We start from the raw sequence: 22,940 nt of genomic DNA on the forward strand, positions 1-22,940 counted from the left end.
GATTAGGATCACGATTGTGGTCCTTTTTTTATTTTTCATAGTATAATGGTCTTATGAAAAGATTTAAGATTTTATTGGCTTTATTATTTGTTTTTCTAGTTGGATGCAATTCAGATACTCCAAATCCAACACTAAGCGGAGATCCTATTGATACCAACAAGATACAAATTTATTATGACCCAATCGATAAAAAATTAATAAAATTTAATCCAAACGGCAATCAAAGTGAGATATTAAATCCAAATCCGACTGATATAGCCTATGATATCAACAATGCTGACAATGTTTTTGTCATGGGAGATAGTATCAATCATACATACAAATTAGTAAAAATTGAGGGGGAAAATATAGAAAGCCTCCATGAATTTAACCAGGGAGAGGAGATCTTTCCAATAGGATACAATGATGGAAATATCTACTTTATCCATAGTTTTTATGGGCCAAATGGTGAGAAAAAAGAAAAAAGAACTATTAGCCTAATTGACCTTGAGGAATTTAATACCACTGACATTGAGAGCGTGGGCGGATTTTTGACAGATGGGATTGTAAGTCCAAATAACATTTATTACACAGTTTTTAATAACGAAAATAATTATTACGAGCTTCACAGAAAATCCATAGAAGCTGGCAAAAAAAGTGAGGCCCCAGAGCTAATCAGTGTGGGCTATGAGACTCCTGAACTTTATTTATCAAAAGATTTGGAAAATGAAAAAGAAATCATGAGCCTTTATGCTTCAGATAAGGACAGGATATATTCCAAGGATGAGGCCTGGGATAAGTATCAAGCAAATTATTTTAAGCCAACCACAGTTATGGGTATCGATAAAAATCCAGATGGGACTATGAAAATAATTTTTTTAGAAAAAAGAAACCGCGAAAAAATAAATGAAATTGATGATGCCATTGGTATTCGCTTTGAAAATGACACCATAGTTGTAGCAACTAAAAATGGAGCAAGCAAGTATTAAAAAAGACCACAAATTAATTTTTGTGGCCGATAACCAGCACATAGGGTGGATTATTGATTTTATTTATAAAATCTAATTTTAAAACTGTATATTTTTTATAATCTAAATTTTTCAAAAATTCACTGATTTTTTCAGATTCAACTCTACCAGCTGGATGGCCAGGATAAACGGTTATAAAAATCTTTCCCCTAGGACTTAGAAGTTCTAGGGATTTTTTTATGGCAATTATTGTGCTTTGCCAATTTGTAGTAATATTTTTATCGCCCTTTGGCAAATATCCTAGGTTAAAGACTACTAGGTCAATTTTTTCTTTGATGTATTTATCAATATTTGCATGGCTGTCTAGGATAAAGGAAAAGTTTGGATTCTCTCCTATTAAGGCTAAGGTATTTTCCTTGGCCAATTCTTGTATATCAAAGGCAAAAAGTTTCTGAGGCTTATTATTTTCCAAAATAAATTTGCTATCATGACCATTGCCTGCAGTCATATCTACTGCAATATTTACATTTTCTTCTCTTATTAGCAATTCTTTTATTATTTCAGTTGCATGGTCTATCATTCTAAGTTCCCGTAAAATTCGTCAGTCCCATCAATTTTGGTAAAAAATTTGGAATCGGCAATATTTCTATTTATAGGTAGGCCCATCCTGTGCATTTCGTTTAGCTTAAAGATCATAAGATTTGCATTTACATCATAAAGGCTGGCTAATTGTTGGTAGGTGTAGCCTTCTTCTATGTCAGCCATTAATTTTTTCTCATCTAAAAGCAAGTGGGCTGCAAAAATATTTGCTTCAATTTCCATTTCGGTGTTGATGTCAAAAAGTTCGTATTCTGCAAAACCGTTTTTGGCTTCATTTTTATGATATATATCATGGCCCAGCTCGTGGGCTAGGACCATATTTATTATTCTTTCATCTACAAAAGGATTGTAAAATACAAAACGATTACGCATAATTATCTTATACATGCCCAAAAGGGTGGTGGGAGTTTGAAAGGGGATTAGAAAAACCCCACGTCCCTCGAGGATTTCTTTGGGATCACGGGTCTTGTATTTTTTTATCAATTTTTGTGTATCCTCGTAGATTTTATCATAGGTGGATACCATTATTTTTCCTTATTTAGCCCGTATTTTTTATTTTCGCTTTTGGCAATATAGTAGGCTTCGCTGATTGCATCAAGTATGGCTTTTTTGTCCTTTTCTGGCAAATCTCCACCAGCCATAAGGCCTATGACTCCTTGAACCATTTCTTCGGCATCGCGGGCTGCAGCATTTCCGTATCTTTCTCTGGCAGATAGGATAAAATCTTCTTCATCAGTCACCAAATAATCGTGGCTGCTATCAAGAGCCTCGGCTAAGGCATCGTAAGTTTTTCTATATCTTGGCTTGGATTGGCCAGATTCGTAGCGGGATATGGTTTTTAGGGACACATTGCAAAGTTTTGCAAGTTCTTCTTGGGTTAAGTTTTTTGCTTCTCTTAGGTCGCGTAGTTTGTTAGCAAATGCCATTATTTCTCCTTATAGTCACTAAGTGACTGTTAAATTTAAAATTAATCTTGACACAAGACTTTTAGTGTCTTATAATAATACAAAAGTCATTTAATGTCTTAATTATACATTAATAGTCATCTAAAATCAATAGGAGTTTTTATGAAAAGAGTAATTTTACATTCAGATATGAATGCTTGCTATGCATCTATAGAAGCAAAGCTAAATCCCAAATTAAAGGGAATTCCAATGGCAGTGGCTGGTAATCCAGAAAATCGCCATGGGATTATCCTTGCAAAAAGTGAAGAAGCAAAAAAAATGGGGGTAAAAACTGGTGAGCCAATTTGGCAGGCCCAAGGAAAATGTCCTAATATAACCCTTGTGCCACCCCATTATGAGGAATATTTAAAACATTCAAAAATGGCCCGTGCCTTGTATTATGAGTATACCAACCAAGTTGAGCCCTTTGGCCTTGATGAGTGTTATCTGGATGTAACAGGGTCCTTGCATTTATTTGGATCTGGGGAGGAAATTGCCCATGAAATTAGAAATCGTATGAAAGAAGAACTTGGACTTACAGTCAGCATTGGGGTAAGTTTTTGCAAAATTTTTGCAAAACTAGGCAGCGATATGAAAAAACCTGACGCAGTGACTGTAATTACTGAGGAAAATTTCAAACAAAAAGTTTGGCCACTGGGAGTCCGTGAAATGGTAGGCATAGGAAAAGCTACAGAAAAAAAACTAAATAAAATAGGGATTTTTAGCCTAGGAGACCTAGCCCATGCACCAGCAGAAACGCTCAAAAGTCTTTTGGGTATAAATGGTGTTTACCTTTGGCAATACGCAAATGGCCTAGACATTCGCCCAATTGTGGACAGAGATCATACTGAGCCCATCAAATCAATTGGCAATAGTTCCACTTGCAAAAGAGATTTACATAGCAATGAGGAAGTTTTTAATGTTATGCAAGAACTTTCATTTTCTGTTTCAAGAAGGCTAAGAGAAGCCAAACTTGAAGCCCGCAGTGTAGAAGTTTTTGTAAGAAATAATGAACTTCAAAGCTGGAATTTTGCCATTCCCCTAGAAATGGCCAGCCAAAGTTCCATTATTTTAGTAAGACGTGCTATGGAAATCTTTAAGAAAAAATATAATTGGTCATTTCCAGTTAGGGCAGTAGGCATCAGGGCAATCAATTTGCGTAATGAGGGTGGGGGCAGCCAAATGGATGTGTTTTTGAACCACGAAAAATTTAAGAAAAACGAGGATGTGGATACTGCCCTTTATAATATTAGAAAAAAATATGGCAAAGACTCCATAACCTTTGCGGCCTTAAAGCGAGATATAGGACTCCCAAGTGATATTACAGAAATAGTGACCCTGCCAAACCGCCATTATAATATGTAAATTGGGTAAAAATATAAAAATACAAAAAAAGAGGTGAGACTATGCCCTTTGATAGAAGAAATTACCCAAATTCAATGAAAAATCTGGACAAAGAAGTCCGTGACAAGGCAATAGACATTACAAATGCTATGCTAAAAGAAGGATATGACGAAGACAATGCAATCCCGATTGCAATTTCCCAGGCCAAAGAATGGGCAAATGATGCCAGCAATGAAGAATTAAAAGAAATCCGCAAAAAAGATTTAAAAGACCATAAAAAAAGTAAAAATAAATCAGGAGCAAGGCTCCAAGATGCGGATGTAGAAGTTTCTTTTAACTATGATGAGCAAAAATGGCAGGTAAAATCCAAAAAAGCCAGCCAAGCAGAAGGCTTTTATGACACAAAAGAAGAAGCCAAGGATAGAGCAGAGAAAATCGCTGAAAATAGGGAAAGCAAAGTAATTACAAAAACCAAGGAGGAGTCAAAATGAGTGAACTAAGCAGAAAAGTTTTAGAATATTTTGAAGGCCAAGGCTATGGAATAAATGAAATAGTTACAGAGATAGATAATCTAAAAATCGATGTAGTAAGGGACTTCTTAGATAAGGCAAATGATGATAAGGTCTATGTAATAAAAAGAAGGGGAAATCTAGAAGAATACAATGCAGATAAGGTCATAAGATCTATTAAAAATGCTTCAGACAGAAATGGCCAGCAAATTAATACATCAGATGTAGAAATTTTGATAAAAGATGTTGAAAAAAATATGAAAGATATGAAAAGAAAAGTATTTAGAACAGATGAAATCAAGGAATATGTAAAAAATGCCCTGGTAAACGAAGGCTATAGCCAAATTTACGATTCATACGTATCATATGTACAAGACCAAAACTAAACTCAATCAATTGATTGAGTTTTTTTAAGGAGAAAAAATGGACATAAAAATAATAGCAGTAGGAAAAATCAAGGAAAAATTTTATAAAGAAGCCATGGAAGAATACCTAAAAAGAATGCAAGCCTACAACAAAATAGAAATAATAGAAGTAGCTTACGAACAAGCCCCAGAAAGCTTGTCAGATAAAGAAATCGAGCAAGTAAAAGAAAAAGAAGGCGAAAGAATACTAGGAAAAATCGAAGATAGCGACTATGTAGTAAGTCTAGAAATCCTAGGTAAACAAATAGATAGTGTAGGATTTGCAAAATTTATAGAAAATGAAATGAGGGAAGGCTTTGGCAGAAACTTAGTATTTGTAATAGGCGGATCAAATGGACTAGCCAAAGAAGTAAGCAATCGCTCAAACTATAAACTATCCTTCTCAAAAATGACCTTCCCCCACCAGTTAATGAGAGTTGTTTTAATTGAACAAATCTATAGGGGATTTAGGATAATAAATGGGCATCCTTATCATAAGTAGTCCCATCATCTTGGGTGGCAGAGCTTTGCTCTGTCATCTCTGAGGCGAAGCGAAGCTGAGCCCAGAGAACTAAGCGAGAAAACTCAAAGAGTTTTCGAGAGGAAACATCATCTTGGGTGGCCGATTTGTAATCGGCCATCTGCGAGATGAACGTAGAAGCTTTGCTACAAGTGAGTCCGCAGAACTAATCGAGGTCTAAAGCCTATCGCACTACCTTTTCTGTGGGTGAAAAATGTGAAAGATATTTCATCTCTGAGAGGTTATAGCAGAAGAGTAAATAAAAAGCTACACATTTATTTAGAAAATACATTTAAAATATTATAATATCCTAATATATTAGAGGAAAAAATTATAAGTTAAGGAGGTGATTTTAATGAGTACTTTGGTTGTATATTATTCATACTCAGGATTAACAAGAAGACTAGCAGAAGATATTGCGTTGATTACTGATGGAAATTTAAGAGAACTGAAACCACAAAAGCCTTATTCGTTCTCATATAATACAGCTGTAAAAGAAGTGAGAGAAGAGATCGAAAGAGGATATTGTCCTCCTCTTATACGAGGGGCGGAGGCGATTGAAAATGAAGAGGTAGTTTTTGTTGGTTCTCCTAACTGGCTTAAGACTTTTGCCCCACCAGTGCTGTCTTTTTTAAGAACAGTTGACTTAAGCGGAAAGAAAATCATTCCCTTTTGCACACACGGCGGAGGAGGATTTGGAAGAATGATTGAAGATTACAAAAAGGAATGTACAAATTCAATTATTAAAGATGGAATAGCGATAAAAGGAGATTACAGCTTCGATGAACTAAAAATATGGCTAGATAATAATTTATAAATACCAGTTTATCAAACTGAAACAAGCAAATAAATGCTATTTTCGAGAAAAAATGAAAATCACCATATTAAAAAAACTAGGACTTGCTATTCCTAGTTTTCTTTGCCTTTTCTACTCAAAAATTCTCAAATACTCCCCATACCCTTCTTTTTCCAAATCTTCTTTAGGAACAAATCTTAAGGCAGCACCGTTTATGCAATATCTTAGTCCGCCTAATTCTTGTGGACCATCTGGGAAAACATGACCTAGGTGGCTGTCGGCGTTTTTGCTTCTTACTTCTGTTCTTACCATGCCATGGGATAGGTCTTCTTTTTCATTTATTTCTGTTCCCTCAACTGGTTTTGAAAAGCTTGGCCAACCGCATCCTGCGTTAAATTTGTCCTTGCTTGAAAAAAGTGGCTCGCCAGATACTTTATCTACATAGATTCCTTCTTCATAAAAGTCATCATATTCTGATGAAAATGGTCTTTCTGTACCGGCATTTTGAGTTACTTCGTACTCTAAAGCTGTAAGATTTTTTCTTAATTCGTCATCACTTGGTTTTTTGTACATTTTAATCTCCTTAGTCTTTTTATACATTTTACCCAAATTTATTGATTTGATTTTTTATCTAAAGGTAGTACATTATAAATGTAATTAGCAATCAGCACCTATGAGTGCTAAATTATTATACCTAAGGAGTAAAATATGCAATTAAAACCTATCGGTGATAGAGTAGTTATTAAAAAAGCTGAAGCTGAAAAGACAACTCAATCAGGTATCGTGCTTCCAGAAAGCGCTCAAGAAAAACCTGTTTATGCAGAAGTTGTAGCTATCAGTGATGATATTTTAAATGATGATAAGAAAAAAGATTCTCTTTGTGTAGGGGATAAGGTTATTTATTCTCAATATTCAGGAACAGAAGTAAAACTTGATGATACAGATTATATAGTTGTAAAATACATCGATATTTTAGTAGTTGTAAAATAGTTTTAGAAAGGAATATTAATTATGGCAAAAGAAATTAATTATGGAAAAGATGCCCGCGATGGTTTAGAACGTGGTATTGATAAACTAGCAAATGCTGTAAAAGTTACTCTTGGACCAAAGGGACGTAATGTTGTCCTAGATAAATCTTATGGCGCACCAACTATTACAAATGACGGTGTAACTATTGCCCAAGAAATCGAGCTTGAAGATAGATTTGAAAATATGGGGGCTCAACTTGTAAAAGAAGTTGCTACAAAAACAAATGATGTTGCAGGTGACGGTACAACTACAGCAACAGTACTAGCTCAAGCAATTATCAAAGAAGGTCTTAAAAACTTAGCAGCAGGTGCAAACCCAGTTGTTTTAAACAAAGGTCTTAAAAAAGCAACAGATGTTACAGTTGACTACATCAAAGAAAACTCTCGTGACATTGTAGACAAACAAGCTATCGAAAATGTAGGTACAATCTCATCTGCAGATCCAGAAATCGGTAAATTTATAGCAGATGCTATGGAAAAAGTAGGTAATGATGGGGTAATTACAGTTGAAGAATCAAGAACAACTGACACTTATCTAGATGTTGTTGAAGGTATGCAATTTGACAAAGGATACCTATCACCATACATGGCAACAGACAATGAAAAAATGGTTGCAGAGCTTGATGATCCATATATCCTATTAACAGATAAAAAAATCTCAAATATCCAAGATTTATTGCCACTATTAGAACAAATTGTTCAAGAATCACGCCCACTACTAATCATTGCAGATGATATAGAGGGTGAAGCGCTTACAACCCTTATCCTAAATAAACTTAGAGGAACATTTAATGTTGTAGCAGTAAAAGCACCTGGCTATGGTGATAGACGTAAGGCAATGCTAGAAGATATTGCAATTCTTACAGGTTCAACAGTAATCTCAGAAGACTTAAATATGGACCTAAAAGATGCGGAACTTTCTATGCTAGGATCTGCTAAAAAAGTAAAAGTTGATAAAGACAATACAACAATTGTAGAAGGTAAGGGTGATCAACAAGCTCTAGAAGAAAGAGTAAACCTAATCCGCCAACAAATTGAAGCAGAAGAAAGTTCATACGAAATAGAAAAACTACAAGAAAGAGTAGCAAAACTTGCAGGTGGAGTTGCAGTAATAAATGTAGGTGCAGCAACAGAAACAGAAATGCAAGAGAAAAAATATAGAATCGAAGATGCCCTATCAGCAACAAGAGCTGCAGTAGAAGAAGGTATTGTAGCAGGTGGTGGAGTAGTCCTAATCGGTGCTATCGAAAAAGTAGCAAGCTTAAAAGAAAGCCTAGAAGGCGATGAAAAAACAGGAGCTACAATCATAGAAAAAGCCCTAGAAGCACCACTAAGACAAATAGTAGAAAACGCTGGAATGGACGGATCAGTGATAGTTCAAACAGTAAAAGAATCAGAAAAAGACCAAGGATACGATGCATACAATGATGAGTATGTAAATATGTTTGAAGCAGGTATCGTAGAACCAACAAAAGTAACAAGAAGCGCATTACAAAACGCAGTTTCAGTATCAGGAATGATCCTAACAACAGAAGCAGCAGTAGCGGACATACCAAAAGAAGAACCAGAAATGCCACAAATGCCTATGTACTAAGAACGCCTGCCCGGCGTCCTTAGAGGGCTCGCGAGTTTTCTGGATTCGCAAAGCTCATCTCAGAAATGAAAAATACTTTGTATTTTTCACCCGAAAATTCTGGGACTAGCACGAAACTACCGCAGGAGCGAAGCGACGGAAAAAGCCCGTCCGGCTAGTAGAGGACCCTCCACGGAGTGGTCGCAGGAGCGAAGCGACTAGGAAAGCCTGGCCGGCTTCCCTAGAGGCCTCGCGCCATAAGCGCGAAACAACCGCAGAAGCGAAGCGCCGAGGACCAAAAGCCAAGCGGCGTTTGAGTGGTTAAACTCCAAAATCTTAGTTTTCCATAATACTGGCGAGTTTTTTTAAATTGCCTAGATAACTTTAGGTAAGTAAATAAATTAATAGTTAAAATATAAACTTTTAAAACGAAACACCCTAACCAGGGTGTTTTGTTTTATATATAAATCAATTATGCTATAAACCAGCAGTATTTTATGTTTGTTAGAAATATGCTATAATAACCATGGTACATAATAGTGACTAAAGATATAATAAATTAATTTACTATATTACTTTGGCACATTACCATGTATATCTATTTTAGCAAACGTTTTTTAGTTTGCATAGATAAATAAAATATTTTATAGGAGGAGTTTATGGAAAGAGAACTTTCTAGCAAGAAACCCTTTGGGTTTTATGCGGCGTGTATTGCTTTTTCACTAGAACGTTTTGCCTTTTACTCAGCAAAATGGTTGATGACAGTATTTGTTGCTGCATCTATCATGGATGGTGGGCTAGGTCTTACGACTGGTGAAGCTGCAAGAATGAGTGCAAACCTTGTTGCATTTACTTATTTATTGCCACTATTTGGTGCTTACATATCAGATTATCTAATAGGAGCTAGATACCTAATTCCTATTGGTTTAGCCTTAATGGGAGCAGGATTTTTAGTAGCGTGGCAGGCAACTAGTGCTACAGCTATAAATATTATGGTTATTTTAGTATCTATAGGTACTGGACTTTTTAAATCACAAAACAACGCCATAATTGGGAGGTTGTTTACTGATAAAAGTAAGCTCGATGAGGCCTACTCTACCCAATATTCATTTGTAAATATAGGAACTTTTATAGGAACTACCATAATTGGTATCTTAGCGGCTAAATATGGCTACAGATTTAGCTTTTTAGTTTGTGCCATTCTTGTATTTATAGATGCTATTTGGTATATAGCAAATTACAAGAACTTTGGAAATGTTGGTAAAAAACCATTTAAAATTAATGAAAATGCTGATCCAAATGAAGTTAAAAATGAGGAAAAAGTACCTTTAACAAAACTTGAGAAAAATAGAATTTTTGCTATTATCCTAGTTTCATTTTTCTCAATCATTTTCTGGATATTCTGGTACTTAGCATCCCTACCAGTATTATTCCACTGGGCAGGGGAAACTGCAGCAGCTGATTGGACAATAGGTAATTTTGAAGTACCTACTGCTTGGTTTGACTCACTAAATGCTATTATGTGTATCATTCTTGGTCCGATTTTGGGTGCATATTGGACTAAAAAGGCAAAATCTCCAAAGGGAGACTTTAATATGTTCCAAAAAACAGCCCTTGGTATATTTTTACTAGGACTATCCTACATTGTTTTTGGGACAGCAGAAGTAGTTCGTGGGCAAGGTCAAGCATCACTTATATGGATAATAGTATTTGGTATCCTATTGACCCTTGGGGAAATGGTATTTTCACCACTTGGTAACTCATTTATAGCTAAATACTCACCACCACAACTTATTACAACCATGATGAGTGTTTGGGTAGTAGCAGTATTTTTCTCAGGAAAATCTTATGGTGCAATTTATGACTTTACCCAACAATTCCCATTTGATAAGGTAATGTTTACTATAGCAGCTATTGCAATAATATCCGCAGTAATCTTATGGATTTTTAGTGGTAAATTACAAAAACTTGTTGAACCAGATGCTGCCGATAGGGCAGAGTATAAAAAACTACATGGCAAAGAGCTTAAGGAAGATGTTAAAACTGCAGAAAAAATGACCTTTGAATCAGATGATGAAAATAACTAAGGAGTTATAAAATGACTGATAGATTTAAAAGAGTTTTAGACAAGATGCAAGAAGAGGATTTAAAGCAAATTATCGTTACTGATCCTGTTGCAATTTATTATTTAATCGGCAAAAAAATCAATCCGGGCGAAAGAATGCTTGCCCTATATTTAAGTATTGATGGAGATAAAAAACTTGTTATAAACGAGCTTTTTCCACAAGAAGGCGATCTTGGGGTAGATTTAATTTGGTATAACGATATCGAAGATCCTATCGAGTATTTATCAAAAGAAATTAAAGATTACGAAAAAATAGGTATTGATAAAACATGGCCATCTGGATTTTTATTAAGACTTCAAGAAAAATTCCCAGACAAAAAATATGTAAACTCATCACTATTAATCGATGAAGTGAGAATGATAAAAGATAGTGAAGAAATCGACCTTATGAGAGAATCTTCTAGAATCAATGATGAGGTTATGGATGAGCTTATTCCTTGGGTTACAAAAGGATTTACAGAAAATGAACTATCAGATAAGGTAAAAGAAATTTATAAAAGCCATGGCATAGAAGAAGTTTCCTTTGAGCCAATCACAGCCTACGGCAAAGGCGGGGCTGACCCTCACCATGAAACAGATAATTCTAAGGGAAAATTTGGAGACAGTGTAGTTTTAGACATTGGTGGCTTTTATAAGGGCTATGCTTCAGATATGACAAGAACAGTTTTTATTGGAGAAGTATCTGATAAGGCACGTGAAGTTTATGAAATAGTAAAAGAAGCAAATCTACGAGGAATTGCAGCTGCAAAACCTGGCAATAAAATGAGTGATGTAGACAAAGCATGTCGTGACTATATAGAAGAAAAAGGTTATGGCAAATACTTTACCCACAGAACAGGCCACTCAATAGGTCTAGAAGACCACGAATATGGCGATGTTTCTAGTGTAAATGATGCAATCATAAAGCCAGGGCAAATTTTCTCAGTAGAGCCAGGCATTTATCTAATGGATGAAGGAATTGGTGTAAGAATAGAAGATTTGGTAATCATTACAGAAGATGGCAATGAAGTAATAAATCATTATACAAAAGATTTAATTGTGGTAGATACAGATGATTAATGAAGGATATATGCCATTTAAGGATTACAAAACTTATTATAGAATTGTAAATCCAGAAGGCAAAAAAACTCCGCTGATTTTAATCCACGGAGGACCTGGATCAACCCACAATTACTTTGAAGTTTTTGATGATTTTGCCTATAAAAATGACAGGCCAATAGTAATGTATGATCAAATTGGCTGTGGCAATTCATTTGTAGATGGTGATGAAGATTTATTTAATGCAGATGTTTGGATGGAGGAATTAATTTCCCTAAGAGAATATCTAAAATTAAATGAAGTCCACATCCTAGGCCAATCTTGGGGTGGCATGCTTTTAATTCTTTACGCTTTAACCAAGCCAGAGGGTGTAAAATCAATTATTTTATCATCCACTCTTTCTTCAGCAAAACTTTGGAGAAGTGAGCAGCTTAGAAGAATATCCTATATGGATGATGAGTATAAAATCCCACTTCTAGATGCAGAAAAAACGGGAGACTATGATTCAAAAGAATATCAAAAGGCCTTGGATTTTTTCATGGAAAGATACTGTGCCGGCCCATATGATGAAAATGACCCAGAATGTTTAACAAGAGAAAAGAAAGCTGGAACAAAATCCTATGTAGTTGGCTGGGGAGAAAATGAATTTTCTCCAACAGGAACTCTTGCAGGTTTTGAAGTGACTGATAGATTAAATGAAATTGAAATCCCAACTTTAATTACAAGTGGAGCTGAAGATTTATCATCTCCTGTCATTGCAAAAACCATGCATGATAATATTAAAAACTCAAAATGGGAACTTTTTGCCAATTCCAGACATATGCCATTTGTAGATGAGCATGATAAATATGTAAAAGTTTTAGAGAAATGGCTGGAGATAGCGGACAATAAATAATATTAAGCGGGCAATTTCTAATATTGCCTGCTTTTTATGTTATAATCGTAAAAAAGGATGCTTAAAATTTAAGGAGAAAATTATGGATGTTTACGAAAAAGCTCTAGAAAAACACAGAGAATGGCAGGGGAAAGTTGGCACTGATGTAAAAGCAAAGGTGACAAATGCTGAAGAATTAACCTTTGCCTACACACCGGGAGTTGCTGAGCCATGTAGGGAAATTGCCAAAGATGATAGCAAGGCCTACGAATACACTTCAAAGGCAAACACAATTGCAGTTATTTCTGATGGTTCTGCAGTTTTAGGTCTTGGAAACATAGGTCCAAAGGCTGCCATGCCTGTTATGGAAGGAAAAGCAGTATTGTTTAAGGAATTTGGCGGGGTAAATGCTGTGCCAATAGTCCTTGATACCCAAGATCCTGATGAAATCATAGAAACAGTAAAAAATATTGCCCCAGGCTTTGGTGGCATAAACCTAGAAGATATTTCATCTCCAAGATGTGTTTATATAGAGGAAAAATTAAAAGAAATCCTTGATATACCAGTATTTCACGACGACCAACATGGAACAGCAATTGTTACAGTTGCAGCATTGATAAATGCCTTAAAACTTGTAGGCAAAAAACCAGAAGATATTAAACTTGTAATGAGTGGGGCAGGAGCAGCTGGATTTTCTTGTGCAAAACTTATCCATGATTTGGGAGTGAAAAATATAATAGTTTGTGATTCACGAGGGGCCATTAATAAGATGATGCTAAATTCTGGTAACCCGGTTAAAGCTCAAATAGCAGAAATCTTTAATCCAGATGATGTAGAGGGTTCTATAAGTGATGTTATAAAAGGGGCAGATGTTTTTGTTGGGGTTTCTGCGCCGGATATATTAGATGAAGAAGATATCAAAAATATGAATGATGATGCTATTGTTTTTGCAATGGCAAATCCTATACCAGAAATTGACTATAATCTTGCAAAAGAAGCTGGGGCAAGGGTTGTAGCAACTGGTCGTTCTGATTTTCCAAATCAAATTAATAATGTCTTAGCTTTTCCAGGTATATTTAAAGGAGCCTTAGAAGCTCGTGCACCACAAATCACAGATCAAATGAAAATGGCCGCAGCAAAAGCCTTAGCAGCCTTTGTAAAAGATGATGAGCTAAACGAGGAATACATCATCCCATCAGCCTTTGAAGAGGGCATTGCAGATGCTGTAAGTGATGCTGTTAAGACCTTAAACTAATTGAAAAAAACCTTAAAAATAGTAAAATTAAATAGAAAAGATAGTTAAGGGACTGATTATTATATCAGTCTTTTTTGTATGTAAAATCAAATGAGGAATTATGAATAAAGATATAAAATTAGTTGCTATTGACCTAGATGGGACACTTTTGGGATCTGATAGGCAGATAGTAGAAAAAAATATAGATGCTATAAAGAAAATCCATGATAGTGGCATTGAAGTTGTAATTGCAACTGGAAGATGCTTTAACGGTTTTTGGTGGATACGCCAAGAGCTAGGATTAGAAGGCTTTGATGATTACTCAATTTGTAATACAGGTGCCTTTGTAAGAATTAATGCTAGTGGCAAAACCATAGTAGAAAATCCTATGGATAAGTCAGATTACGAAAAAATAATGTCCTATAAGGGGGACTATGACTTGCAAGTTGGAATATTTACCAAGGATGTTCTTTACAACAACGAAGAAATTGTAAATGATGGCTTTAAAAAAGACCAAGAAATAATGAAACTTCCAAGACTTAAATTTAAGGACTTTGATGATATAGAAGAAAAAGTAGCCCGCATCAACTTTATGGGAGATGAGGATGAGCTTGATAAGTTTTATGAGGAAAATAAGGAAAAGCTAGAAGAAGACTATATGACTATGAGAAATGAAACTTATGCCCTAGAAATCCTTAAAAAATCGTCAGGCAAGGCCAATAGCCTTAAAAAACTTTGTGAGTTTTTAGATATAGATCTAGCAAATGTAGCATATTTTGGTGATGGGGCCAATGATGTTGAGGCTATAAAAATTGCCGGTCTTGGTATTGCTATGGCCAATGCTGATGAAGAAACAAAAAAAGCTGCAGACTATATAACAAGCTCAAATGATGATGCAGGTCTAGCAGAATTTTTGGAAAAATTATTTGATTAGGAGTTTTAATGGATAAATTTGCAATCCTTTCATCAGGATCGTCAGGAAACTGCTTATTTATCGAATATAAGGGCAGTAAAATCTTGGTGGATGCAGGATTTTCAGCACGTAGAATAGAAACACTGCTCAATGAAATAGGAAAAACTGCAAATGAATTGGACGGTATTTTCCTAACTCATGAGCATTCTGACCACACAAAGGGGGCTGGCACCTTGTCCCGCCGCTATAATATCCCTATTTTTGCAAATGCTGGTACATGGAAGGGCATAGAAAATTGTGTTGGAAAGCTAAAAGAAGAAAATATAAGAGTTTTTGATAGTGGGAAATTTTTATCCTTTGGATCTATGGATATTTTGCCTATAAAAGTCCACCACGATGCCAAGGAGCCAGTGGGTTTTATCCTATATTTGGGCAATAAAAAAATATCCCTTTTGACAGATACAGGCATAGTTGATGAAAATATGGCCTATGAGATAAAAGGCTCTGATATTTATTATATGGAGGCCAACCATGATCTTGAGGCCTTAAAACGCGGACCATATCCATATCCCTTAAAACTTAGAGTAATGAGCAATATGGGGCATTTATCAAATGACCAATCAGCAGAAGTCTTGGCCGATGCCCTGGAGGGTAAGGAAGAAAAAGTTTTTCTAGGCCACTTATCAGAAACAAATAATACACCAGAATTATCAAGGCTTACAGTTGACAATTATCTGACAAGCCTTGGCTTAGACACAAGAAAAGATATACATTTAGAAGTAGCAGATAGGTACATACCATCTGGCATAGTAGAATTATAGAAAGTTAATTATGGAACTAGTAGATATTGAAAGATCAATTATAAAAAAATATAGAAAACAAATTTGGTCCCCCTTTATCAAAGCAATCAAAGAATTTGAACTGATTAATGATGGGGACAAGGTTGCTGTTGCAATCTCAGGAGGTAAGGATTCACTTTTACTTGCAAAAGTGATTGAAGAATTACACAAACACAGCAAGGTAGATTTTGATGTGGTTTACATCTCAATGGACCCTGGCTATGACCCAAGAAACCGTGAACAATTAGAAAAAAACTTAGAGTACTTAGGAATTGACGGGCAAATCTTTGAAACCGAAATATTTCAAATAGCCGAAGAAGTATCAAAAGGCGAATATCCTTGCTATATGTGCGCTAGGATGCGTAGGGGAAGCTTATACGCCAAGGCCCAAGAGCTAGGTTGCAATAAAATTGCCCTAGGCCATCATATGAACGATGTCATTGAAACAATTATGCTAAATGTTCTTTATGCAGGCAAATTTAACACAATGAAACCAAAGCTTAAGGCACAAAATTTTGAAAATATGGAACTTATTCGCCCATTTTACTATGTAAAAGAAGAAGATATTATAAAATGGCGTGATTATGTAGAACTTCTTGCCCTAAATTGTGCATGCACAGTTACAAAATCCCAAGAAGCTTACACTAGAAAAATGATAAAACAAATGATAGCACAGATGAAGGAAAATAATCCTGAAGTAGAAATGTCTATTTTAAGGTCTGGAGAAAATGTAAATTGCGATATGGTCGTAGGCTACCAACTTCATGGACAAAAACATTCCTTCTTGGAGGAATTTAATGATTGAGTTTTTAAAAGTATTAATCCTCTCCATTGTTGAGGGTATCACAGAATTTTTGCCAGTATCATCTACTGGCCACCTTATTTTGGTAAATGAATTTGTAAAATTAGAGCCAGCTGAGTTTTCAAATGCCTTTAATGTCATCATCCAATTGGGTGCTATAATGGCAGTTGTAGTTTTATATTTTAAGAGGCTCAATCCTTGGGACTATGAAAAAACTGGCAATTATTTCCCAAAAAACTATAGCAAATTAAATGGACAATCCAGATTTTATTACAGATTAACCCACCCAGATCAAAGAACAATAGAACTTTGGAAAAGGGTAATTGTTGGAGTACTGCCAGCTGGAGTTTTAGGACTTCTTTTTGATGATTTTATCGATGAACACTTATTTAACCCTATGGTTGTAGCAACCATGCTACTTGTTTGGGGTTTAATTATTATTTTTGTAGAAAAAAGAAATAAAAAAAGAAATAGTTTCCTAAATGATAATATTACAAATGTCTCTTATAAAACAGTACTTGCAATAGGATTTTTCCAAGCCCTTGCAATGATTCCTGGAACATCTAGGTCAGCTGCAACTATTATGGGAGCTATGATTTTAGGACTAAGCCGTGAGGCAGCTGCAGAATTTTCATTCTTTTTAGCAATTCCAACCATGCTTGGAGCAACCCTACTAAAAGTAGTTAAAAATGTCCATGGCTTTACAGGGGGCCAATGGCTATTAATTTTAGCTGGTATGGTTTTAAGCTTTATTGTAGCCTATGTAGTTATTAAAAAGTTTATGGAATACATCAGCAAACACGATTTTATTCCATTTGGAATATATAGGATAATCCTATCAGCCATAGTATTTTTATATTTTGGCATTATAAAATGAGTCTAGACGCTAGACTCATTTTTATTTTAAGAAATTTATAAAAAATGTAATCACAATTGGATTAAATAAGTTTACGGCAATTGCTAGGACTATTGGAAGTACAAACATTGCCACATCTGCCGGGCCTTCTTTTTCTATGATGGCCTCCATATTTGCAATGGCATTTGGAGTTTGGCCAAGTCCTACTCCGCAATGACCTGCTACCATAACTGCAGCATCATAATCTCGTCCAGTTAAATTAAATGTGACAAGTGAAGTATAGATGCCTATAAATATTGCTTGGACAAGCATGATTACAAGCATAGGTAGGGCAAGTCCTAAGATTGCACTGATGTTTAAGTTTATCAGAGCTAGGGATAGGAATAAATTTAGGGAAATATTGCCCAAAATTTCTATATTATCTATGTGGGAGTCTTTTTTAACTAGGTCATAAATGTTGCGGGTGATTAGCCCTCCAAATTGGCAGCCTACATAATAAGGAAAATTTAGGGAAGTTAGGGCTAAAATTCTATTGATGAAGGTCCCCAAAAACGAAGCTAGGCCAATAACTATAATTGCATCCATCAAAGTTTTTTGACTGATAGGTCTAATTTTTTTGCTATTATCATTTAAATTTTTACTTCCAGTAGATTTTAAATTGTTGCGGGAGATTAACCTACTTGCCACAGGTCCCCCTACAAGAGAGCCGACTAGAATACCAAATGTTGCAGCTGCCACACCTATAGATGTAGAATTTATAGCGCCATAGCCTTCCATAATTTTTCCAAAACTTACTGCTGAGCCAATGCCTCCAGTCATAGAAGTAGAGCCCATGGCAACTCCAAGTAGGGGATTGATGCCAAAAATATAAGTAAGGGCAACTGCCAAAAGATTTTGTAGTGGAAGTAGCAAAATAATGGCAAAAGCAAGCTTTATACCAAGCCAGCCACTTTTTTTAAGGACTTTAAAGCTACAAGCAAGGCCAATGCAAGTGAAAAATATATTCATAAAGAAATCTTGTATGACTTCATCAAATTTAAAAAATCCAAAGCCTATTTGATTTAAAATCAAATTGATTAGACTTATGATTAGGCCACCTATTACAGGAGCTGGGATGAAAAATTTTTGAAAAAAATTCACCCTATTTTTTATAAAAGATCCTAGGATAAAGGCAAATATTGCAACTCCCAAGGATTCTAAAATATCTAATTGTATTTCCATAATTACCTCATTTAAAATATCTTACCCCCATATTATATAAGAAATATTGCTATAATCATAGATTTTTTATATAATTGTCAGAGAATAGAGGAATAATATGAAGATAATATTTTTTATAGCAGGATTTGCAATTTTTTATGCAATGATTGGTTATCCATTGACTCTTTTGATTTTAGAAAAGATTTTAAAGAGGAAAAATAACAAGGACTTATCCAAAAAGCCCTTTGTGTCAGTGATAATCTCTGCTTACAATGAAGAAAAAGTAATAGAGAAAAAACTAGAAAATATAATACAAACAAAGTATCCAAACTATGAGGTAATAGTTGCAAATGATGCCTCAAATGACATGACTGTGCCAATTGTAAAAGAATTTATAACAAATCATCCAGATAAAAATATAAGGCTAAATACAGTTAGAAATCATTTGGGAAAAACAAATGCCCAAGATGAGGCAGTAGAAGTTGCAAATGGCGAAATAATCGTATTTTCAGATGCAAACTCCATGTTTAAAACAGATGCAATTGATGAACTTGTAAGTTTTTTCACAGATGATGATATTGAGTATGTGTGTGGATCTTTGATTTATGCCAAAGATGATGATATTGCATCAGTTGTGGCAGAAAACTCTTACTGGGATGTGGAGCTTTTGATGAGAAAAATCGAGTCAGAAATTTCTACAATTGCAGCAGGCAATGGGGCTATATATGCAGTTAGAAAAAAAGATTATAGGAACTATGATTTAGTATCAAGCCACGATTATGAAATGCCGCTTGCTGCAGGATTAAACCACAAAAGAGCCCTTTATAATCCAGCGGCCATAGCAGTTGAAAAAGCTGGAGCAACAACCAAGGATGAATTTAAAAGAAAAGTGAGAATGCAAAGAAGGATTCTAACAAATCTGTTTACAAATCTTCGCCGCTTAAATATTTTTGAATACGGCTGGTTTAGCTTCTTTCACTTTAACCACAAGACTTTAAGGTTTTTACAAGCCTTTAACCATATTTTGCTTTTTATAAGTAACCTTGCCTTACTAAATCATGGGATTTTTTATAGGATATTTTTCCTAGGCCAAGTGGCATTTTTTACCCTTGCAGCCATAGGAAAACTTACTGATTCAAAGGCGAAAATATTTTATTTCCCAAGATACTATTCTATGATGATGCTAGCTCAACTAAAGGGTGCATATAACGAGGCTACAGGCAAAAGCAAACCTACTTGGGAAAAGGCTGAGTCAACTAGGATTTAATATGAATATTGAAGTACTAATTTCAACAATGAATGAAAAATCCATCGATTGTTATAAGAGATTTAATTTAGAAACTGACGCTTTAATTATTAATCAAACTGATCACAATGCTTATGAAGAAAAAATTGATGGTGACATTAAAATCAGGATGATTTCAACTAATACCAGAGGTCTTGGTCTAAGTCGTAATCTTGCCTTGCTAAACTCAAATGCTGACATCGTAGTTTTTTGTGATGATGATGAAGTATTTGAAAATGGTTACAAAGACAAAATTTTATCAGAGTTTGAAAGCCATCCAGATGTGGATTTTTTCGTATTTAAAACTATAATATATCAAGATGGCAAAGAAATTATTAAAGTAAAAGATGAGAAAAATCTTTCTATATATAATTCTCTAAGGTATGGGTCAGTCCATTTTGCCTTTAAAAAAGAAGTGCAAAAACGCGAAAATATCTGGATCTCGACATATTTTGGAGCTGGAACGCCAAATGGATCTGGAGAGGATAGTATATTTATCAGCGACTTTATAAGGGCTGGCAAAAAAGTCCGTACCAGCAATAAACTTATTGCAAAAGTCTATAATGACGGGTCAACTTGGTTTACAGGATATGATGAGAAATATTTCTATGATAAGGGAAAACTTTCAAAGGCACTTTTTCCAAGGACCTACAGATTATATATAGAACAATTTTTAAGACGCCATAGAGAAATGACTGAGGTCATTGATTTAAAAACTGCTCGCAAACTAATGCTTGCGGGCGCAAAAGATTTTGGAGGAGAAAATGGAAAATAGAAAATCATTATTTTCAGCAATACCATCTGCAATCATTGCTGGGATAATTATAGGCATGATTACTTACTTTGGCCTAAATTTTGGGGGATACAAAGAATACCAAGCCCAATCAAAGGTGGTTACTACAAATATTGAAAACTTAAATGAAGCAAGTGGCACAGCTGCAACCTATGCTGCAACAATCAACAGCCCAAAGATCAAACAAAGAACACTAGAAACACTTGGCATTGATTGGAATGTTGGCAAACTTGATTCAAAGCTAGAGATCAAACCAATAGAAAATACATCTATAATTGATATTGTCGTTACAGATACAAACAAACTTCGCGCAGAAGACTTAGCTGACCAATATGCTGATTATACAGTTAGAGTTATCAATAATATTTACAATTCTGGTGCAAAGGTCATGGAATATTCTTATGGATCAGCTACAACTATTGATAATACTCTAAGATATGCTCTAATGGCAGGTGGAATTGGATTTATTCTTTGGACAGTTTTAAGAATGATAATGATAAATTCATACAATAGCAAACTTGCTAAAAACTATGCAAAAAACACCCAAGAAACTGGTGAAGTAAGAGAAGTAAGAGAAGTTGAAGAAAAACCAGCTAAAAGAACTGTAAAATCAAGCAAAAAAGAAGCTACAAGAAAAACAAGCAAGGTTGATACAACAAGTTTTGAAAGCGGATCTACAAAGGTAATTGATGCGAGTGAAGTAAAACAAGCCGCAGACTTATCAGAAACTTCATCTAGCAAATACGAAGTTTTAGGTAGAATTCCTTCTTATGATAAAGGAGAATTAGATGTTTAGAAAAAAAACTAACGAAAAAAGAGAAATCCTTCTCCAATCTTTTTATAATCTTGAAGATAGGCTTACAGAAAAACTTAACACAAGCCTTGTAAGTGTAGCCTTTACTGCATCAAGTCATGATACAAACAAAACTTGCCACATTTATAATATTGCCAAACACCTAGCAGAAGATGGGGATAGGGTTTTAATTATCGATGCAAATCTTAGAGAATCTCACTTGCCAAAAGTAACAGGCAAAAACAAAGAGCGTGGATTTATAGACATAATACTTGGAGATTATTCCATAGATGATACTGTAATCCATGATGATTCATATGATGATTTATCATATATTTATAGTGGTCAAGTGGGAGACTATGCTGATAAATTTTTAGAACCAGCAGATATAAAAGCATTTTTTACAGATGTTCGTGACAGATATGATTATGTATTTATGGATCTTTCACCAAATATCGATATTCCAGAAGCAAATATGTTTGCAGCAAATGCTGATGCTGCTGTTGTATTTTCAACATACGAAAAATCCAACAATCCAGTAACCCGTGATAGCTTAAAACAACTAGAAAAAGCAAATGCAAATATCCTTGGAATTATAATCACAGATTATTTGTACGCAGATGATGAAATTGATGAGCTATTTGGAGGAGATAATGAATAAGATAAAATTAATAACAGGCCTTGCCCTAACCCTTGCCCTAACAGGATGTACTGATGATAATTACACTTCTGTAAGACATCCAGAGGGAGAAGCACAAACTGTAACAGATGAGTCCTTAGAAGAAAATAATGGCGAGCAAACTGCTGAAAATCAAAACCCAGACCAAGCAGAAGGCCAAGACCAAGGGACAGAAGAAAATCAAGAAATAGAGGAAAATCAAGAAGAAGTTACAGATGATGGTATCAACTACACTGTAGAAAATGTTGTAAATGTAAGGGTTGCACCAAGCGAAAACTCAAATGTAATGACAACTGTAAATCCTGGAGATGACATCCTAAAATTAGGAGAATCTGACAATTGGTCAAGAATTTCTATTGACGGACAAACAGGCTATATCAGAACTGATTTATTAAAAGCAAAATAATAAACCCGTGGGGATTCAATTTCCTCAGGGTTTTTTTATCTTATAATGGTAAAAATAGGGAGCAAGTATGGAACAAATATCACTTTTAGAAAATTTAATATGGCCAGTGCTTTTGAATATTGGATTTATAAGCCTGCTGGATTATATCCTAGATAGAAAAAAAGTTAGCCTCAATTTTGCCCTAGTCTTTTTAGTTTTAGGCTTTGGGGTTTTTGCTTACTTTATCTATTATTCCATAGGATATTTATTTTTGCAGGTTTATCTATTTATGTTTTTGCTATCCCTATCACTTGTAATCCTTGCCCTAAAAAAAAGAATAGATGCCTTTACTATCATTGGTATCATCCTAATGGTTGTAATGCTAATCTTACTTTTAAGATATACTCTAATTGAATAAATAAAAAAAATGCTAGCACTTTATGTACTAGCATTTTTCTT

Annotated in this window: 27 protein-coding genes; 22 read left to right on the plus strand and 5 right to left on the minus strand. The window is 34.9% G+C overall.

Annotated features, from left to right (window positions below):
• Positions 1 to 53: 53 nt before the first annotated feature.
• Positions 54 to 968, plus strand: coding sequence for a hypothetical protein (locus tag OC526_RS06035; protein WP_262122754.1), 915 nt, complete (start codon positions 54 to 56; stop codon positions 966 to 968).
• Between the two features lie 13 nt (positions 969 to 981).
• Here the strand turns inward: OC526_RS06035 and OC526_RS06040 are convergent, their stop codons facing one another.
• The 3 genes from OC526_RS06040 to OC526_RS06050 are packed head-to-tail and all read right to left on the minus strand — an operon-like array spanning position 982 to position 2,473.
• Positions 982 to 1,527: a tRNA (mnm(5)s(2)U34)-methyltransferase gene (locus OC526_RS06040; protein ID WP_262122756.1), complete on the minus strand. Its 546-nt coding sequence runs from the start codon at positions 1,525 to 1,527 to the stop codon at positions 982 to 984.
• The gene (locus OC526_RS06045) at positions 1,524 to 2,072 is read right to left on the minus strand and encodes an ImmA/IrrE family metallo-endopeptidase (protein ID WP_262122758.1); all 549 of its coding nucleotides are present in this window, start codon (positions 2,070 to 2,072) and stop codon (positions 1,524 to 1,526) included. The genes OC526_RS06040 and OC526_RS06045 overlap by 4 nt, the downstream gene beginning before the upstream one ends.
• Complete coding sequence (locus OC526_RS06050; protein ID WP_262122761.1) at positions 2,072 to 2,473, minus strand: helix-turn-helix domain-containing protein; 402 nt, start codon at positions 2,471 to 2,473, stop codon at positions 2,072 to 2,074. Before OC526_RS06050 ends, OC526_RS06045 begins: the two co-directional genes overlap by 1 nt.
• Positions 2,474 to 2,614: 141 nt before the next feature.
• On the opposite strand from OC526_RS06050, the gene dinB reads away from it, so the two are divergent.
• From dinB to OC526_RS06075, 5 genes are all read left to right on the plus strand, one after another.
• Complete coding sequence (dinB, locus tag OC526_RS06055) at positions 2,615 to 3,856, plus strand: DNA polymerase IV (RefSeq protein ID WP_262122764.1); 1,242 nt, start codon at positions 2,615 to 2,617, stop codon at positions 3,854 to 3,856.
• 41 nt (positions 3,857 to 3,897) lie between these two features.
• Positions 3,898 to 4,326 carry a DUF2188 domain-containing protein gene (locus tag OC526_RS06060; RefSeq protein ID WP_262122766.1) on the plus strand — a complete coding sequence of 143 codons (429 nt, stop codon included), beginning with the start codon at positions 3,898 to 3,900 and terminating at the stop codon, positions 4,324 to 4,326.
• Positions 4,323 to 4,730 carry an ATP cone domain-containing protein gene (locus OC526_RS06065; protein WP_262122769.1) on the plus strand — a complete coding sequence of 136 codons (408 nt, stop codon included), beginning with the start codon at positions 4,323 to 4,325 and terminating at the stop codon, positions 4,728 to 4,730. The genes OC526_RS06060 and OC526_RS06065 overlap by 4 nt, the downstream gene beginning before the upstream one ends.
• Before the next feature lie 37 nt (positions 4,731 to 4,767).
• On the plus strand, positions 4,768 to 5,250 hold the full coding sequence (rlmH, locus tag OC526_RS06070) for a 23S rRNA (pseudouridine(1915)-N(3))-methyltransferase RlmH (RefSeq protein ID WP_262122772.1): 483 nt from the start codon (positions 4,768 to 4,770) through the stop codon (positions 5,248 to 5,250).
• 373 nt (positions 5,251 to 5,623) lie between these two features.
• Entirely contained in the window at positions 5,624 to 6,085 is a 462-nt protein-coding gene (locus OC526_RS06075; protein WP_262122775.1) for a flavodoxin, read from the plus strand.
• Between the two features lie 111 nt (positions 6,086 to 6,196).
• Here the strand turns inward: OC526_RS06075 and msrB are convergent, their stop codons facing one another.
• Positions 6,197 to 6,637, minus strand: a complete 441-nt coding sequence (msrB, locus tag OC526_RS06080; RefSeq protein WP_262122778.1) for a peptide-methionine (R)-S-oxide reductase MsrB — start codon at positions 6,635 to 6,637, stop codon at positions 6,197 to 6,199.
• 135 nt (positions 6,638 to 6,772) lie between these two features.
• Between msrB and OC526_RS06085 the strand changes: the two genes are divergently transcribed.
• The 10 genes from OC526_RS06085 to OC526_RS06130 all read left to right on the plus strand — a co-directional run bounded on the left by OC526_RS06085 (position 6,773) and on the right by OC526_RS06130 (position 17,367).
• Positions 6,773 to 7,054 (plus strand): co-chaperone GroES, encoded by a 282-nt coding sequence (locus OC526_RS06085; protein WP_262122780.1) that lies wholly within the window; start codon positions 6,773 to 6,775, stop codon positions 7,052 to 7,054.
• 21 nt (positions 7,055 to 7,075) lie between these two features.
• Positions 7,076 to 8,686, plus strand: coding sequence for a chaperonin GroEL (gene groL, locus OC526_RS06090; RefSeq protein WP_262122783.1), 1,611 nt, complete (start codon positions 7,076 to 7,078; stop codon positions 8,684 to 8,686).
• 638 nt (positions 8,687 to 9,324) lie between these two features.
• The gene (locus OC526_RS06095; RefSeq protein ID WP_262122784.1) at positions 9,325 to 10,752 is read left to right on the plus strand and encodes a peptide MFS transporter; all 1,428 of its coding nucleotides are present in this window, start codon (positions 9,325 to 9,327) and stop codon (positions 10,750 to 10,752) included.
• 11 nt (positions 10,753 to 10,763) lie between these two features.
• Positions 10,764 to 11,849, plus strand: a complete 1,086-nt coding sequence (locus tag OC526_RS06100; protein ID WP_262122785.1) for a M24 family metallopeptidase — start codon at positions 10,764 to 10,766, stop codon at positions 11,847 to 11,849.
• Complete coding sequence (gene pepI / locus OC526_RS06105; RefSeq protein ID WP_262122787.1) at positions 11,842 to 12,723, plus strand: proline iminopeptidase; 882 nt, start codon at positions 11,842 to 11,844, stop codon at positions 12,721 to 12,723. The genes OC526_RS06100 and pepI overlap by 8 nt, the downstream gene beginning before the upstream one ends.
• A 79-nt stretch (positions 12,724 to 12,802) precedes the next feature.
• A complete protein-coding gene (locus OC526_RS06110) occupies positions 12,803 to 13,957 on the plus strand; it encodes an NADP-dependent malic enzyme (protein WP_262122998.1) in 1,155 nt (384 codons plus the stop codon).
• A 100-nt stretch (positions 13,958 to 14,057) separates the two neighbouring features.
• Entirely contained in the window at positions 14,058 to 14,870 is an 813-nt protein-coding gene (locus OC526_RS06115) for a Cof-type HAD-IIB family hydrolase (protein ID WP_262122789.1), read from the plus strand.
• A gap of 8 nt (positions 14,871 to 14,878) precedes the next feature.
• Positions 14,879 to 15,670 (plus strand): MBL fold metallo-hydrolase, encoded by a 792-nt coding sequence (locus tag OC526_RS06120; RefSeq protein WP_262122792.1) that lies wholly within the window; start codon positions 14,879 to 14,881, stop codon positions 15,668 to 15,670.
• 10 nt (positions 15,671 to 15,680) lie between these two features.
• Positions 15,681 to 16,493: a tRNA 2-thiocytidine biosynthesis TtcA family protein gene (locus tag OC526_RS06125; protein WP_262122794.1), complete on the plus strand. Its 813-nt coding sequence runs from the start codon at positions 15,681 to 15,683 to the stop codon at positions 16,491 to 16,493.
• Positions 16,486 to 17,367, plus strand: coding sequence for an undecaprenyl-diphosphate phosphatase (locus OC526_RS06130; protein ID WP_262122796.1), 882 nt, complete (start codon positions 16,486 to 16,488; stop codon positions 17,365 to 17,367). The genes OC526_RS06125 and OC526_RS06130 overlap by 8 nt, the downstream gene beginning before the upstream one ends.
• A 21-nt stretch (positions 17,368 to 17,388) precedes the next feature.
• Here the strand turns inward: OC526_RS06130 and OC526_RS06135 are convergent, their stop codons facing one another.
• Complete coding sequence (locus OC526_RS06135; RefSeq protein WP_262122798.1) at positions 17,389 to 18,567, minus strand: sodium/glutamate symporter; 1,179 nt, start codon at positions 18,565 to 18,567, stop codon at positions 17,389 to 17,391.
• A gap of 97 nt (positions 18,568 to 18,664) precedes the next feature.
• On the opposite strand from OC526_RS06135, the gene OC526_RS06140 reads away from it, so the two are divergent.
• The 6 genes from OC526_RS06140 to OC526_RS06165 all read left to right on the plus strand — a co-directional run bounded on the left by OC526_RS06140 (position 18,665) and on the right by OC526_RS06165 (position 22,899).
• The gene (locus OC526_RS06140; RefSeq protein ID WP_262122800.1) at positions 18,665 to 19,813 is read left to right on the plus strand and encodes a glycosyltransferase; all 1,149 of its coding nucleotides are present in this window, start codon (positions 18,665 to 18,667) and stop codon (positions 19,811 to 19,813) included.
• Position 19,814: 1 nt separating this feature from the next.
• Positions 19,815 to 20,606 carry a glycosyltransferase family A protein gene (locus OC526_RS06145; protein WP_262122802.1) on the plus strand — a complete coding sequence of 264 codons (792 nt, stop codon included), beginning with the start codon at positions 19,815 to 19,817 and terminating at the stop codon, positions 20,604 to 20,606.
• The gene (locus OC526_RS06150) at positions 20,596 to 21,420 is read left to right on the plus strand and encodes a chain-length determining protein (RefSeq protein WP_262122804.1); all 825 of its coding nucleotides are present in this window, start codon (positions 20,596 to 20,598) and stop codon (positions 21,418 to 21,420) included. The genes OC526_RS06145 and OC526_RS06150 overlap by 11 nt, the downstream gene beginning before the upstream one ends.
• A complete protein-coding gene (locus tag OC526_RS06155) occupies positions 21,413 to 22,078 on the plus strand; it encodes a CpsD/CapB family tyrosine-protein kinase (RefSeq protein ID WP_262122805.1) in 666 nt (221 codons plus the stop codon). The genes OC526_RS06150 and OC526_RS06155 overlap by 8 nt, the downstream gene beginning before the upstream one ends.
• Positions 22,071 to 22,502 (plus strand): SH3 domain-containing protein, encoded by a 432-nt coding sequence (locus OC526_RS06160; RefSeq protein ID WP_262122806.1) that lies wholly within the window; start codon positions 22,071 to 22,073, stop codon positions 22,500 to 22,502. Before OC526_RS06155 ends, OC526_RS06160 begins: the two co-directional genes overlap by 8 nt.
• A gap of 67 nt (positions 22,503 to 22,569) precedes the next feature.
• Positions 22,570 to 22,899 (plus strand): hypothetical protein, encoded by a 330-nt coding sequence (locus OC526_RS06165; RefSeq protein ID WP_262122808.1) that lies wholly within the window; start codon positions 22,570 to 22,572, stop codon positions 22,897 to 22,899.
• Positions 22,900 to 22,940: the final 41 nt, after the last annotated feature.

The sequence above is a fragment of the Anaerococcus sp. Marseille-Q5996 genome (assembly GCF_946893725.1).
Classification (GTDB): domain Bacteria; phylum Bacillota; class Clostridia; order Tissierellales; family Peptoniphilaceae; genus Anaerococcus; species Anaerococcus martiniensis.